This window comes from Massilia yuzhufengensis, from assembly GCF_900112225.1.
Taxonomy (GTDB): domain Bacteria; phylum Pseudomonadota; class Gammaproteobacteria; order Burkholderiales; family Burkholderiaceae_D; genus Telluria; species Telluria yuzhufengensis.
Window position 1 is genome coordinate 50140 of the sequence record NZ_FOLD01000002.1, and the last position, 13595, is coordinate 63734.

17 protein-coding genes and 2 tRNA genes are annotated in these 13595 nt (G+C 64.5%); 13 read left to right on the forward strand and 6 right to left on the reverse strand.

Translation table 11 applies throughout. From position 1 onward, the window contains the following. The first annotated feature begins 85 nt into the window (after positions 1–85). Genes BM031_RS02120 through BM031_RS02130 form a run of 3 tightly spaced genes read left to right on the forward strand, consistent with a single transcriptional unit; the run spans position 86 to position 2056 of the window. Positions 86–754, forward strand: a complete 669-nt coding sequence (locus BM031_RS02120; protein WP_091870500.1) for a peptidylprolyl isomerase — start codon at positions 86–88, stop codon at positions 752–754. 49 nt (positions 755–803) lie between these two features. Beyond that, positions 804–1295: a peptidylprolyl isomerase gene (locus BM031_RS02125; RefSeq protein ID WP_091870502.1), complete on the forward strand. Its 492-nt coding sequence runs from the start codon at positions 804–806 to the stop codon at positions 1293–1295. Beyond that, complete coding sequence (locus BM031_RS02130; RefSeq protein WP_091870505.1) at positions 1295–2056, forward strand: UDP-2,3-diacylglucosamine diphosphatase; 762 nt, start codon at positions 1295–1297, stop codon at positions 2054–2056. Before BM031_RS02125 ends, BM031_RS02130 begins: the two co-directional genes overlap by 1 nt. 99 nt (positions 2057–2155) lie before the next feature. Here the strand turns inward: BM031_RS02130 and BM031_RS02135 are convergent, their stop codons facing one another. Then, entirely contained in the window at positions 2156–2548 is a 393-nt protein-coding gene (locus tag BM031_RS02135) for a type II TA system antitoxin MqsA family protein (protein WP_091870507.1), read from the reverse strand. 204 nt (positions 2549–2752) lie between these two features. Between BM031_RS02135 and BM031_RS02140 the strand changes: the two genes are divergently transcribed. The 4 genes from BM031_RS02140 to BM031_RS02155 are packed head-to-tail and all read left to right on the forward strand — an operon-like array spanning position 2753 to position 5779. After that, positions 2753–3133: a GntR family transcriptional regulator gene (locus BM031_RS02140; protein ID WP_091870510.1), complete on the forward strand. Its 381-nt coding sequence runs from the start codon at positions 2753–2755 to the stop codon at positions 3131–3133. Next, entirely contained in the window at positions 3130–4002 is an 873-nt protein-coding gene (locus tag BM031_RS02145) for an ABC transporter ATP-binding protein (protein WP_091870512.1), read from the forward strand. The genes BM031_RS02140 and BM031_RS02145 overlap by 4 nt, the downstream gene beginning before the upstream one ends. Further along, positions 3999–4967 (forward strand): hypothetical protein, encoded by a 969-nt coding sequence (locus tag BM031_RS02150; RefSeq protein WP_091870515.1) that lies wholly within the window; start codon positions 3999–4001, stop codon positions 4965–4967. Before BM031_RS02145 ends, BM031_RS02150 begins: the two co-directional genes overlap by 4 nt. A 5-nt stretch (positions 4968–4972) precedes the next feature. Further along, entirely contained in the window at positions 4973–5779 is an 807-nt protein-coding gene (locus BM031_RS02155; RefSeq protein WP_091870517.1) for a hypothetical protein, read from the forward strand. On the opposite strand, the gene BM031_RS02160 is transcribed toward BM031_RS02155, so the two are convergent. The 4 genes from BM031_RS02160 to rnr form a co-directional block, all read right to left on the reverse strand. Continuing rightward, on the reverse strand, positions 5739–6419 hold the full coding sequence (locus BM031_RS02160) for a YceH family protein (RefSeq protein WP_091870520.1): 681 nt from the start codon (positions 6417–6419) through the stop codon (positions 5739–5741). The two genes, BM031_RS02155 and BM031_RS02160, sit on opposite strands and share 41 nt — an antisense overlap. Before the next feature lie 8 nt (positions 6420–6427). Then, entirely contained in the window at positions 6428–7165 is a 738-nt protein-coding gene (gene cysE, locus BM031_RS02165) for a serine O-acetyltransferase (protein WP_091870522.1), read from the reverse strand. Positions 7166–7420: 255 nt separating this feature from the next. Next, positions 7421–8164 carry a 23S rRNA (guanosine(2251)-2'-O)-methyltransferase RlmB gene (gene rlmB, locus BM031_RS02170; RefSeq protein WP_091870524.1) on the reverse strand — a complete coding sequence of 248 codons (744 nt, stop codon included), beginning with the start codon at positions 8162–8164 and terminating at the stop codon, positions 7421–7423. Between the two features lie 3 nt (positions 8165–8167). Next, complete coding sequence (rnr, locus tag BM031_RS02175; protein ID WP_091870527.1) at positions 8168–10750, reverse strand: ribonuclease R; 2583 nt, start codon at positions 10748–10750, stop codon at positions 8168–8170. Positions 10751–11080: 330 nt separating this feature from the next. On the opposite strand from rnr, the gene BM031_RS02180 reads away from it, so the two are divergent. The 4 genes from BM031_RS02180 to BM031_RS02190 all read left to right on the forward strand — a co-directional run bounded on the left by BM031_RS02180 (position 11081) and on the right by BM031_RS02190 (position 12254). Next, a tRNA-Leu gene (locus BM031_RS02180) sits at positions 11081–11165 on the forward strand. A 68-nt stretch (positions 11166–11233) separates the two neighbouring features. Next, positions 11234–11318 (forward strand) — tRNA-Leu (locus BM031_RS02185). Positions 11319–11581: 263 nt separating this feature from the next. Continuing rightward, positions 11582–11710, forward strand: coding sequence for a hypothetical protein (locus BM031_RS26180; RefSeq protein WP_267873303.1), 129 nt, complete (start codon positions 11582–11584; stop codon positions 11708–11710). A 16-nt stretch (positions 11711–11726) separates the two neighbouring features. Then, positions 11727–12254: a hypothetical protein gene (locus tag BM031_RS02190; protein ID WP_091870529.1), complete on the forward strand. Its 528-nt coding sequence runs from the start codon at positions 11727–11729 to the stop codon at positions 12252–12254. Here the strand turns inward: BM031_RS02190 and cueR are convergent. Then, on the reverse strand, positions 12251–12679 hold the full coding sequence (cueR, locus tag BM031_RS02195; RefSeq protein WP_218147553.1) for a Cu(I)-responsive transcriptional regulator: 429 nt from the start codon (positions 12677–12679) through the stop codon (positions 12251–12253). The genes BM031_RS02190 and cueR overlap by 4 nt on opposite strands. Before the next feature lie 96 nt (positions 12680–12775). Here cueR and BM031_RS02200 point away from each other — a divergent pair, with 96 nt between their 5' ends. Further along, a complete protein-coding gene (locus BM031_RS02200) occupies positions 12776–12973 on the forward strand; it encodes a hypothetical protein (protein ID WP_091870532.1) in 198 nt (65 codons plus the stop codon). Between the two features lie 52 nt (positions 12974–13025). Further along, positions 13026–13577, forward strand: a complete 552-nt coding sequence (gene phaP, locus BM031_RS02205; protein WP_091870535.1) for a phasin family protein — start codon at positions 13026–13028, stop codon at positions 13575–13577. Positions 13578–13595: the final 18 nt, after the last annotated feature.

A 13595-nucleotide genomic window follows, 5' to 3' on the forward strand; every position in this document is an offset into this window, starting at 1 on the left:
ATCCCGTCTGGCCGCATATGGTTCAGCTTTATTTTTCGGCAAAAGACTTGACACCGCCTTGCGCGAGGTCCACCAGAGGAAATCCATGACAACGCAGATCCCGTTCCGCCGCCCTGCCCTGCAACGCCTGGCCCTGGGCGCCGCCGCCCTGTTCTTCTCCGGCCTGGCGCTGGCTTCGCCGCAGACGGAAACGCCCGCCGCCGCCGTCCCGGACGCCGCGCCAGTCGCCCCCGTTGTGAAAGGCCCGCAGGTGTCGGTCAAGACCACGATGGGCGAGATCGTACTCCAGCTCGACGAAGACAAGGCGCCGAAAACGGTCGCCAATTTCATGCAGTACGTGAAGCAGGACTTTTACAAGGGCACGATCTTCCACCGCGTGATCGAGGGCTTCATGATCCAGGCCGGCGGCATGAACGAGAAGTTCGAGGGCCGCAAGACCAACAAGCCGGTCAAGAACGAATCGAACAATGGCCTGTCGAACCAGCCCTATACCGTGTCGATGGCGCGCGAAGAGCACCCGGATTCGGCCACTTCGCAATTCTTCATCAACGTGGCCGACAATTCGGGCATCGACCACCCGTTCTACAAGGGTTCCGGCTACACCGTCTTCGGCAAGGTCGTGAAGGGCCAGGACGTCGTCGACAAGATCAAGGGCGTGATGGTGGATGACGTGCGCGGCATGCAGAACGTCCCGGTAAAACCCATCTTCATCAAGTCCGTTACCGTGCTCAAGGGCGACAAGCTTGTAAAATAGGGGATGCGTTTTTCGCATTCTTAACAATAACCAACTTACAGGACAGCACATGACCAGCGTTCGCATGACTACCAATATGGGCAACATTACCGTCGAACTCGACGCCGAAAAAGCGCCGAAGACCGTTGCCAACTTTGTCGACTACGTCAACAAGGGTCACTTCAGCAACACGATCTTCCACCGCGTGATCAAGGACTTCATGATCCAGGGTGGCGGTTTTGAGCCGAACATGTCGCAAAAGCCGGCCGACACGACTGTCGAGAACGAAGCCAAGAACGGCCTCAAGAACGACAAGTACACCATCGCCATGGCCCGCACCTCGGCCCCGCACTCGGCATCGGCCCAGTTCTTCATCAACACCAAGGACAACGCCTTCCTCAACTACCCGGGCCAGGACGGCTGGGGCTATGCCGTGTTCGGCAAAGTGACCGAAGGCCAGGACATCGTCGACCAGATCAACGGCGTCAAGACCTCGCGCACCGGCATGCATTCCGACGTGCCGGCTGAACCGGTCATCATCGAGAAAGTCGAAGTCGTCTGATGGAGGAAGTGCGGACTGCGCAGCCGTCCAGGCAGTTCGCGCTCTTTGTCTCCGACCTGCATCTGCAGGCGGCCCACCCGCGCACGGCCGAAGCTTTTTTGCGCTTCCTGGCCGGGCCCGCGGTGCAGGCCGAGCGGCTCTACCTGCTCGGCGATATCTTCGAATACTGGGCCGGCGACGATGACCTCGCCGAGCCTTTTCATCGGCAGCTAGTCGACGCCATCCGCGCCGTCAGCGCTGCTGGTGTGGCGGTGTATTGGCTGGCGGGCAACCGCGATTTCCTGGTCGGCCCCGGATTTGCCGAAGCGGCCGGATTGACGCTGCTGCAAGAGCCACACGTCATTAGCACGGGCGGCAAGCGGATCGCGCTGGTGCATGGCGACGCCCAGTGCACGGCCGACCTCAAGTACATGGCCTTCCGCGCCCAGGTGCGCGACCCCGAATGGCAGCAGCAGTTCCTCGGCATGCCGCTGGCGCAGAGGAAAAGCATCATCGCCGGCCTGCGCGAAGGCAGCCGCGAGGCCCAGGCGGGCACCTCCTACGAGATCATGGATGTGGCCCCGGCCGCGGTGCAGGCGCTGTTCACCGCGACCGATGCGGGCGTCATCATCCACGGGCATACGCACCGGCCGGCCGTGCACGATACCGGCGGCAAGCTGCGCTATGTGCTGCCGGACTGGGAGCTGGATACCGAGCCGCAGCGTGGCGGGTGGATTTCACTGGATGTCGACGGCAACATAGCCCAGCACGGTTTACCGTAGGGTGGGCGGGTATCCCGCCCGCGCGTTCAAACCTGGCGTGAGCAGAGGCGACGGCTGTTCATGCACTGCTTAAACGCGCGGCCGGCGGAGCCGGCCACCCTACCGGACCTCGTCCAGCAACTCGGGATGGCTGCCCAATAATTTCAACAGCTTCACCAGCGCCACCGGGGCCTGCTCCTTGCCGGATTCATACCCGGCAAACTCCCCCGACTCTTCCCCGAACATCGCATCCGCCTTGCGCTGGGTGAGCCCCAGCCGCTTGCGCAGGTCGCGGATATCGGCAGGCGCGGCCTCGTCCACCTGCTTCCTGAACGCGCGGATGATCTCGCCGTAGTGCTCGTGCTCGCCCTGGGTGAACATGACCTCGCTGCACCCCGCGCAATATTCCGCCACTACATCCGGAATGGACGTGCTCTTCCCCTTGTAGCTGTACACCAGTTCCCTGGTCGCGTGCGCCAGTGGCGACACGCCGCAGTTCGGGCATTTCAGCATTGCTTCCTCCATCGATTCGCTTGCACGCATCCTACCAAACAGCGGCTGCACGCCGCGCCCGCGCACACACCCACAATCATTGTTCAATGCATATGTTGACACTAACCAAACCGCTGTTATACTTCACTACAACACCACTTCAACGCAGCACCAACACGGAGACGGACATGGCTCACGCAGCACTACGACAGAGGAGGACTGGACATGACAGTCGGCTGGAATGACAACACCCCCATCTACCGCCAGCTCAAGGAGCGGGTGGTGGGCATGATGCTCGACGGTATCCTGAAAGCCGGCGACGCCCTGCCCTCGGTCCGGCAGATCGCGGCCGAGTATCAACTGAATCCGATCACCGTATCGAAGGCTTACCAGGAACTGGTCGACGAGAACTTAGTGGAAAAGCGAAGGGGAATTGGCATGTACGTTACCGAAGGAGCAAGCGAGAAACTCTTGGCCACCGAACGCGAGCGCTTCATCCGCGAGGAATGGCCCGCCATGGTCGAGCGCATCCGCCGCCTCGGACTGAGCCTGGAGCAGCTGCTGCACGTGGCCCAGCCCGGCAACGCGCCCGGAGGCACGGCATGAGCGCCGTGCTCTCCGCACGCGGCCTGACCAAGCGCTATGGCAAGCGTGCCGCGGTCGACGGCATCGATTTCGACATCCCGGCCGGGCGCATCGTCGGCCTGATCGGCCCCAACGGTTCGGGCAAGACCACCACCCTGAAGGCGGCGCTGGGCCTGATTCCTTTCGACGGCCAGCTGTCGGTGCTGGGCTACGACCCGCGCACCCAGCGCGACGACCTGATGAAGGAAGTCTGCTTCATCGCCGACGTCGCCATCCTGCCGCGCTGGCTGAAGGTGAAGGACGCGGTCGACTTCGTGGCCGGCGTGCACCCGCGCTTCGACCGCAGCAAGGCCGAGCGCTACATCGCCAATACCAAGCTGCGGCCTGGCATGCGGGTCAAGGAAATGTCGAAGGGCATGATCGTCCAGCTGCACCTGGCGCTGGTGATGGCGATCGACGCCAAGCTGCTGGTGCTCGACGAGCCGACCCTGGGCCTCGACATCATCTACCGCAAGCAGTTCTACCAGAACCTGCTGGAAGACTATTTTGATGAGCTCAAGACCATCGTCATCACCACCCACCAGGTGGAAGAAGTCGAGCACATCCTCACCGACCTGATGTTCATCCGCGACGGCAAGATCGTGCTGGCCGCCTCGATGGAAGAAATCGGCGAGCGCTATATCGAAGTGATGGTCCCGGCCGACAAGGTCAGCGCCGCCAACGCGCTGGCCCCGATCGACCAGCGCACCGTGTTCGGCAAGTCGGTCATGCTGTTCGATTCGAGCAGGCCGGGCGGCGCCTCGCGCAGCCAGCTCGCCACGCTCGGCGAGACCCGCAACCCCAGCGTCGCCGACCTGTTCGTCGCGACCATGAAAGGAACCTACGCATGAATACGATGAAATGGCTGCTCCGGCGCGAGTTCTGGGAGCACAAGGGATCCTTCTTCTGGGCCCCGCTGGCCGTCGCGGCCGCGATGATCCTGTTTATCGGCGGCGGCTTCCTGTACAGCATGGCCTTCGGCGGGCCGCAAAATATCCAGTTCGACGGCCAGACCGTGGTCTCGTTCCAGGGTTTCCCGCCGGCGCTGCGCTACAAGATCGCCAACATCGCCGCCACCAGCTACCTGGGCGTGGCCGCCCCGCTGTTCCTGGTGCTGTCGGTGGTGGTGTTCTTCTACTGCCTGTCGGCGCTGCATGACGACCGGCGCGACCGCAGCATCCTGTTCTGGAAGTCGCTGCCGCTGTCCGAGCGCGACACCGTGCTCTCGAAAGTCATCACCGCCCTGTGCGTGGCGCCGATGATCACGATCGCCATCGCGGTCGCCACCGGATTGCTGCTGCTGGTGCTGGGCATGATCGGCATCTCGAGCAAGGGCCTGAACCTGTTCGCCCCGGTGCTGAGCCACCCCGGCCTGTACCTGAGCCCCCTGTACCTGCTGGCCTTCCTGCCGCTGTACATCCTGTGGGCCTTGCCGACGGTGGGCTGGCTGCTGATGGTGTCCAGCTGGGCGCGGTCGAAAGTCTTCCTGTGGGCCGTGGGCACCCCGCTGATCGTGCTGATGCTGCTCACCTGGTTCAACTTCCTGGTCGGCCAGTTCTCGAGCTCGATCATCGACATCGACTTCTTCGCCGAACAGGTGATCCTGCGCGGACTGGGCGGCCTCACGCCGGGCGTCTGGCTGAGCGAAATCGACGGCAGCCGTTTCACCGGCATGGACCAGGGCCTGGATGCGATGCTGGTGCTGGGCGAGTCCTACCGTACCCTGGCTTCGCCCGGTGTGTGGGTTGGCGCGGTGCTCGGCAGCGCGATGATCTACGCGGCGATGCGCCTGCGCCGCTACCGCGACGAGGGCTGACCGCGATGCGCCGACTCTCCAGCATCACGCTCGCCACCCTCCTCCTCTGCGGCGCCGCCGGCGCCGCAGAAAAAGAAGCGGTGCGCGAACTCGACCCCGTGCATGTCAACGCCATGCGCAATCCGGAAGTGCGCAAGTACAAGGTGATCGTGGCCGGCCTGGACGCCTTCGAGCGCGACCGCAAGCTGGCGCCCGCCGCCGAACGCCTGCTGTTCCGCGTGACGACCCGCAAGAAGGATGAATCGCCCGAACCGCTGGCGGTGCGCCTGGCCGGCGACGACGGCTTCAAGCTGCCCCTTGCCATCGACGCCAGCGGACGCTTCACGGTGCCGCGCAGCGAGGCGGCACTGGATGCGGCGAGCGAGCTCGAACTCAATCGCAAGAAGGGCGTCTACCGCACCGAGCCAGAGATCCGCACGCCGGGCCTGCCGGACAACCAGCGCCGCCTGGGCGACCTGCGGCTCGAATGCAAGGTGACGATCGCGATGGCCAAGGCCGAGATCCCGACCTTCTGGGTGCTGACCATCAACACCTTCCTGATGCGGACCGACTGGTGCGGCTTCTTTGGCGACCCGGACGACACCCGCTTCGAAGGCGCGAGCAGGCATGCGCATTTCGGCTACCGCACCGACCGCCCGCTGGCGCGGGCGCTGCTGGTGGACGGCAACCGCTCGGCGTTGCTGAAAGTGGAAGGCAGGTCGTTCAACGTCCCGATCGGCAACCACACATGGAGCGACGATGCGGTGGTCGAACTGACCTGGGCTGAAGCGGCTACTGGAACTGCTGGCGAAACGCCTCGAACTGCGCCTTGAGGTCCTCGAGTTCGCCGCGCAATGCGGCGACTTCCTGTTCCAGCTGGCCCACGCGGCTGGCGCCGCCGCCGCCGAGCGCGGCGCCCGACGACGGCGCCTCGTAGGTGGCGGAAATTTCTCCGGCCAGCAGATGGCCGTAGCGCGGCTCCTTGGTGCCCGCCGCGCGGTCGAGGCGGACCACCAGCGGCGGGTATTTATCGATCAGGAACTGCAGCGTGGTCTCGACGTCCTGCACGCTCTTGAACTCGTGCATGCGGCCGGTGCGGGTGCGGATCTCGCCGGCGGTCTGCAGGCCGCGCAGCATCAGGATGCTCAGCACCGCCACCTTGTCCTGCTCCAGCGTCCACTTGATGCGCATGCGGTGCTCGTATTTCACGACCCGCGCGCCGGCCTGCGAGATGGCGCTCACCAGCTTGCGCTCGATGAGGCGCTGCAGCGTGTCCTGCACGGTGTCGTCGGTGAGCTGCATGATCGGGTCGCGGCTCGACACCTGGTTGCAGCCGTTGACGATCGCGTTGAGCGACATCGGGTAGTTATCGGGCGTGAGCGCCTCTTTTTCCGCGAGCACCGCCAGCACGCGGGTTTCCAGTTGGTCCAGTTCGGCGCCATTGGCGGGCGTGCCCGTCGCTTCGTTCGTCATGCGTGTCCTTATTCGACCAGTCGGTTCAGTTGTTCCGAATCGAGTTTATCACCCTCCTCCACCCGCGGACAACACAGCCCGGCCTCGCGCATGGTGTTGGTGAGGCGTTCGATCTGCTCGTCCTGGCGCGCCACGTGGTCGATCAGGCCGCGCAGGGCTTTCGACAGCGGGTCGTCGCCGTTGGGCGTGACGCCGTAGGCGGCGAACAGGTGGGCGCTGCGCGACTGGTCTTCCTTGCGGATGATGTGGGCCGGATTGCCCACCGCCGTGGCGCCACCGGGGACTGGCTTGATCACCACCGCGTTGGAGCCGATCTTGGCGTACTCGCCCACCGTGAACGCGCCCAGCACCTGGGCCCCGGCCCCGACGATCACGCCGCGCTCGAGCGTCGGATGGCGCTTGGTGCCGGCCACCAGCGTGGTGCCGCCCAGCGTGACACCCTGGTAAATGGTGCAGTCGTCGCCGACCACGGCGGTTTCGCCGATCACCACGCCGAAGCCATGGTCGATGAAGACCCGGCGGCCGATCACGGCGCCGGGGTGGATTTCGATGCCCGTGACGATGCGGGCGAGGTAGGAAATGAAGCGGCCGATCCACTTGAGGTTCAGCTTCCAGCAGGCGTGCGCCCAGCTGTGCATGATGACGGCATGCAGGCCGGCGTAGCAGGTCAGGACTTCCCAGCCGTTACGGGCGGCGGGGTCGCGCTGGATGATGCTATGGATATCGTCGCGTAAGTTGGAAAACATAATATGGATGATCGCAAACCAAGTGATGATGGTAGCGCATGTCTATTCGGTTTGCTTGCGGGGGGAGGATCCTGCGGGGCTGCGCAACGGAATTAGGTTCCGGCCTGCGCCGGAAGTCGTAGGCGCCAGTGGCGCGTACGACGTGCTGAGAGATGTGGCTGGATGAAAGCTAGCGGCTTGCTAACGTACTTGACCCCTCCAGCCTGAAGACCGTCGTCCCGGCGAAGGCCGGGAACCAATTGTGCGTGAAACCAGTTAGCTCTCGCGCGACAGGCGCTGGCGCCGCGCCTCGTACAAGCACACCCCCGACGCCACCGACACATTCAAGCTCTCGACCGAACCGAACATCGGAATATTCACCAGCACATCGCAGGTCTCGCGCGTGAGGCGGCGCATGCCTTCGCCTTCCGAACCCATGACCAGCGCGGCCGGCCCGGTGAAGTCGGCTTCGTACAGGCCGCGGTCGGCGTCGTCGGACGTGCCGATGAGCAGGATGTCGCGTTCCTTCAGCTCGCGCATGGTGCGCGCCAGGTTGGTGACGGTGATGTAGGGGACGGTTTCGGCGGCGCCGCTGGCGACCTTGGCGGCGGTGGCGTTCAGGCCCACCGCGCGGTCTTTCGGGACGATGACCGCGTGCGCGCCGACGCCGTCGGCCACGCGCAGGCAGGCGCCGAGGTTGTGCGGGTCGGTGATGCCGTCGAGGATCAGCAGCAGCGGCGGACCTTCGATGGCGTCGAGCAGTTCGTCCAGGTTGCGCGCCAGCGCCAGCTGGCTGGCGAAGGCGATCACGCCCTGGTGGCGGCGGGTGCCGGTAATCTTGTCCAGGCGTCCGGCATCGACCGGCATCACGCGCACGCCGGCGGCCTTGGCGTTGGCGACCAGGTCCTGCATGCGGCGGTCCTGGCGGGTGGCGTCCACGAAGATCTCTTCCACCGACTGCGCTTCATGGCGCAGGCGCGAGGTGACGGCGTGGAAGCCGAATAGCATTTTGTTTTTCATGTCTTACGTCTTCTTCCTGCTGGTTTTGGCAGCGGGGGTCTTGGCCTCCGCCTTGGTTTTCGGTGCGCTCGACTTGGCGGCACTCTTGCTTGGGGTCTTGCTGGCGGTCTTGCTGGCGGTCTTGCGCGCGGCCTCCGGAGCCGCAGCCTTGCGGCGGCTGCCGGTCGGCGGCACGAAGACGACTTCTTCTTCTTCGACCGGTTCGGCTTCGGTGCTGGTCAAGCGCGACGGCTTCACTGCGCCTTGCGCGCCCTGGCCCTGGCCACGGCCGCGGCCTTTGCCCTTGGCCGGCTTGCCATTGCCCTCCATCGCTTCGATGGCCGCCTGGCGGGCGCGTTCCATCGGCGCCGGCACCGCCTCGGGCGCGTCGGCCAGCACCAGGTCGATCTTGCGCGACTCGAGGTCGACCTTGGCCACCTTGACGCTCACCTTGCTGGTCAGGCCGTAGCGTTGGCCGCTGCGCTCGCCGATCAGTTCATGGCGCGCTTCGTCGTACTTGAAGTAATCGGTGCCCAGGGCGCTGATGTGCACCAGGCCCTCGACGTACAGCTGGTCGAGCGTGACGAACAGGCCGAAGGCGGTCACGCCGGACACGGTGCCGGTGAAGTCTTCGCCCAGCTTGTCCTGCATGAAGAAGCACTTGAGCCAGTTCTCGACGTCGCGCGAAGCTTCGTCGGCGCGGCGCTCGTTGGCCGAGCAGTGCACGCCCAGCGCGTCCCAGATGGTCAGGTCTTTTTCATTTTTCTGCGTGCCCGCCGCCTTGTCCTTGGCGGCCTGCTTGCGCGCCGAATTCGACACCGTGGTGTTCAGCTTGCCCAACTCGATGCCTTTCGGCTCGTACTTCTTCCCTAGCAAAATGGCCTTGATCGCGCGGTGGGTCAGCAGATCGGGGTAGCGGCGGATCGGGCTGGTGAAGTGGGCGTAGGCCTCGTAGGCCAGGCCGAAGTGGCCGACGTTGTCGGGGCTGTAGACGGCCTGCTGCATCGAGCGCAGCAGCATGGTCTGCAGCAGCGCCGCGTCCGGGCGCTCCTTGATCTTCTGCATGGTCTCGGCGTAGTCGCGCGCGGTCGGCTTGTTGCCGCCGCCCAGGTTCAGGCCCACCAGCTTCAGGAAGGTGCGCAGCTGCAGCAGCTTTTCCTCGGTCGGCGTAGCGTGGATGCGGAAGGTGCCCGGATGCTTGTGGCGAATGAGCAGGTCGGCCGCGCACACGTTGGCGGCCAGCATGCACTCTTCGATCAGGCGGTGCGCATCGTTGCGGGTGCGCGGGATGATCTTCTCGATCTTGCCCACCGCATTGCAGACGATGTAGGTCTCGGTGGTTTCGAAATCAATCGCGCCGCGTTCCTGGCGCGCCTTGAGCAGCGCGCGGAACGCTTCGTTCAGGTGCAGCAGGTGCGGCACGATGCCCGGACGGCGCGCGGCTTCGGGGCCGGCGGTGTTGCCGAGGATATCGGCCACTTCGTCGTAGGTCATGCGCGCGGCCGAGTGCATCACGGCCGGGTAGAACTGGTAGGCGGTCACTTCGCCGTCGAGGGTGACGACCATGTCGCACACCAGGGTGCAGCGGTCCACCGCCGGGTTCAGCGAACACAGGCCGTTGGAGAGCTTTTCCGGCAGCATCGGGATCACGCGGCGCGGGAAGTACACCGAGGTGCTGCGCTCGATCGCATCTTCGTCCAGCGCGTCGTTCGGCTTGACGTAGTGGCTGACGTCGGCGATGGCCACCAGCAGGCGGTAGCCGCGGGTCTTGCCGATCTTGACCGGCTCGCAGTAGACCGCGTCGTCGAAGTCGCGTGCGTCGGCGCCGTCGATGGTGACCAGTGGCACGTCGCGCAGGTCGACGCGGTCGCGCAGGTCGGCGTCGATCACTTCGTTCGGCAGGCGGTTGGCCTGTTTCAGCGCGGCTGGCGAGAACACGTGCGGCACGCCGAATTTGCGCACCGCGATTTCGATTTCCATGCCCGGGTCGTCGAGCTCGCCCAGCACTTCGTGGATGCGGCCGGTCGGCTGCTGGAAGCGCGATGGCTGTTCGATGACTTCGACGCTGACCACCTGGCCGGCCTTGGCCTTGCCCGGGCCGCCCGCCACCAGGATGTCCTGGTTCATGCGGTTGTCTTCGGGCGAGACGATCCAGACGCCGCCCTCGTTCATCAGGCGGCCGATGATGTGGGTGTTGGCGCGCTCGACCACTTCGACGATCGTGCCTTCCAGGCGGCCGCGGCGGTCGGTGCCGGTGACGCGTGCGCGCACGCGGTCGCCGTGCAGGACCTTGTTCATTTCCTTGTCGTTCAAGAACAGGTCGGCGCCTGCTTCGTCGGGGATGACGAAGCCGAAGCCGTCGCGGTGCGCGCTGACGCGGCCGGTGATGAAGCTGGTCTGGTCGGCCAGCGTATAGGTACCGCTACGGTCGGCGCGGATCTGGCCGTCACGCTCCATCGCGTTCAGGCGCCGGCCCAGCACTTCCTGTGCGGCAGGCTTGACCTTCAGGGCGCGCGCCAGTTCAGCCGCGTCGATCGGGCTATTGGCAGTACGGAAGACGGCGAGGATTTCTTCGCGGCTCGGAATGGTATGAGTAGGTTGCTTCAAATCGTTTTCTTATTTCTCTTAGTGATCGGCGCCGCCCGTGCGGAACCAGGGAATTGTTTGCCACCTTGACAGGCGTAGTGTAACGGAGAGCCGTGCGATTCGCCTAACTAAGGCGCGAAGCGTGCTCGCGGAAGTCCCAAGTGGAAACCCGAGCGCGGGTCTTTGACTTTTGAAATCCTTCCGCTATAATCTCGGTCTCTTCAGCAACGGCCGCAAGCTGCAGCAGGAGAGAAGGCAGTAGCGGCGGGTGCGTTTGGCGCGATGGGCAACGAAAGTTGATCTAGCGAAAAGTGACAAAGCCTGCTATTGTAGCAGAGTAAGCAGTTCAGTGCCCACGTGGCGGAATTGGTAGACGCGCATGGTTCAGGTCCATGTGCCGCGAGGTGTGGGGGTTCGAGTCCCTCCGTGGGCACCACTCTACCGGAGATGTTTTCCGCAGCAGTTCGTAGTAAAGCAGTTTGTTGTTGCAGTAGCAGTGTCAGTGCCCACGTGGCGGAATTGGTAGACGCGCATGGTTCAGGTCCATGTGCCGCGAGGTGTGGGGGTTCGAGTCCCTCCGTGGGCACCAAACTCTACCTGGACGGTAGTCCCGCAAAACGCCGTAAGCTTTGAAAAAGGCTTACGGCGTTTTGCGTTTTATGCTCCCCGCTTGGACAGGCATGGCGAAGCTGCCTAGACTGCGCCACATGTCCCTGTTCGATTTCTTCCGGCGCCCGCCGACGCCCCGCAGCTACGCCCAGCTCCTGATGAAGAAGCTGGCCATCCATGCTCCCGACGAACCGGTGCGCTTCGACGAGGCGGCGTTTCGGCTGCTGGTCTGCTGCAGCTGTCGTGGGAGTCGCTGTAGGGCGCCTCGGGCACCTGATGGCGCCGATGGCCGATGCCTTCCCGGAGCGTTACCGCGTCGTCGATTTTCCCGACCTGGCGCTGGCGCGCGCGCTCGCCCTGCCTTCCCCGTGATGGCGAGGCTGTCCCGATGAACGATACAAGCTCCCGCTTCTATGGCGACGCCACCTGGCTGGCCGCGATGGCGACGATCGTGCTGGCCGCGCTGGCGGCGCCGGGCGATATCGTCAGTCGCGTCCCGCGCCTGGCGGCGCTGGCCGACGCCGCATCCAGCCACCTTCCATTTGTCGCCGCATTTGCGCGCCTGTCCCCATGGCCGCAGGTGACGACGTTCACGTTCCTGCTCGCCATCGGCCTGGCCTTCCTGGCCATGCCCTTGTTCGTGTACTTCCACGTGCGCCTGCTCGACCCGGCGACACTCAAGGACCGCGCGGATTTCGAATGGTCCTGCTGGCCGATCGCGGCATTGGCATGCATTCCGTTCATCTGGCCCGGCCCGGCGCTCGACGGTGTCGGCCGGCCGGCCGGGTGGGAAGGCGCGATCTGCCATTCGAGGCTGGCGCTGGGCGTGTTCGCCAGCGCGCTGATGCTGGTGCAAATGTACGCGCTGTCCGCGCCGTTCATCTGGCTGAAATGCGCGCTGCACCGGGGGCGCTAGCTGCAAACCCCGGGCGCGGCCAGGTCGTCCAGGATCGGGCAGCTCGAGCGCGCATCGCCATGGCAGGATGCGGCCAGCGTCTCCAGCGTGCGCCGCATCGCTTGCATCTCAGCGATCTTGCGGTCGAGTTCCTCGATGTGGCTGCGCGTTAGTAGGCGCACGTCGGCGCTGGCGCGGTCCTTGTCGTGCCACAGGCCCAGCAAGGTGCCGATCTGCTCGAGCGAGAAGCCGAGCACGCGGGCGCGATGGACGAACTGCAGCACGCGCACGTCTTCGCCCGAATACAGGCGGTAGCCGGCCTGCGTGCGCCGCGCCTGCCGCACCAGGCCGATCGATTCATAGTGGCGGATCATCTTGGCCGACACGCCCGAGGCCCGGGCCGCATCGCCGATATTCAATTGCGGGGCATCTTGCTGCATGCTCATCTCCTGTTGTATCCAGAGGCAGGATACACCTTCCCACGGTGGGAAGCGCAAGACGGCGCTTGACTTGGCGCGCAATCGGGTTAAGCTCGGCAGGTCATGAAACAGATCACCCTCCTCCTCGCGCTTGGCCTGGCAGCACACGCAGCCCTCGCCGGGCCCGCGCCCTGGTACCAGTGGCGCAGCAAACTCAACGGCACTTTAACGTGCTCGCAGACCCCGCTCGGACCGGGCTGGGAAAAATCTGCCGGGCCATACCGGGACGCGCGTTGCGAAAAACTCATTGTTGCTAAATAATGGGGTGGCAAGCGTAGCTCACACGATCCATTCCACAACGGAGGAGACACCGATGTTCACAAGTCCTGAGCAGTTCGCCAACGCCACCAAGACCCTGTTCGACCTGCAGATGCAGACCTTCAACGCCCTTGCCAGCAAGACCGTCAAGAGCGTGGAACAGGTAGTGGCGCTGAACATGAATGCCGCGAAGAGCTCGATGGAAGGCTCACTGGCCGCAGGCCAGGAAATGGCCAAGGCAGGCGACCCGAAGCAGGCGATCGCCGCCCTGCACGCCCGCATGCAGCCGGGCGTGGCCGGCGCCTCGGAATACCGCGAACAGCTGAAATCGATTATCGAGGAGATGCACAAGGAGTTCCGCCAGGCCGCCGATTCGCACGTGACCGAAGCCAAGACCACCCTGTCGGCGCTGATCTACGACGTCACGCAAAACGTCAAGCCGGGGTCGGAAAACGCGGTGGAGATCATCAAGACCGCGATCGACAATGCCTTCAAGGGCTATGAGCAAGTAACGCAAGCCACCCGCCAGGCGGTGCAGACGGTCGAAGACCAGATCGCGAAAGCCAGCTCGATGGTCCAGCCGGGCACGCAAAAAGCAGCAGAATAAACCGGTGGTGGGCGGGAA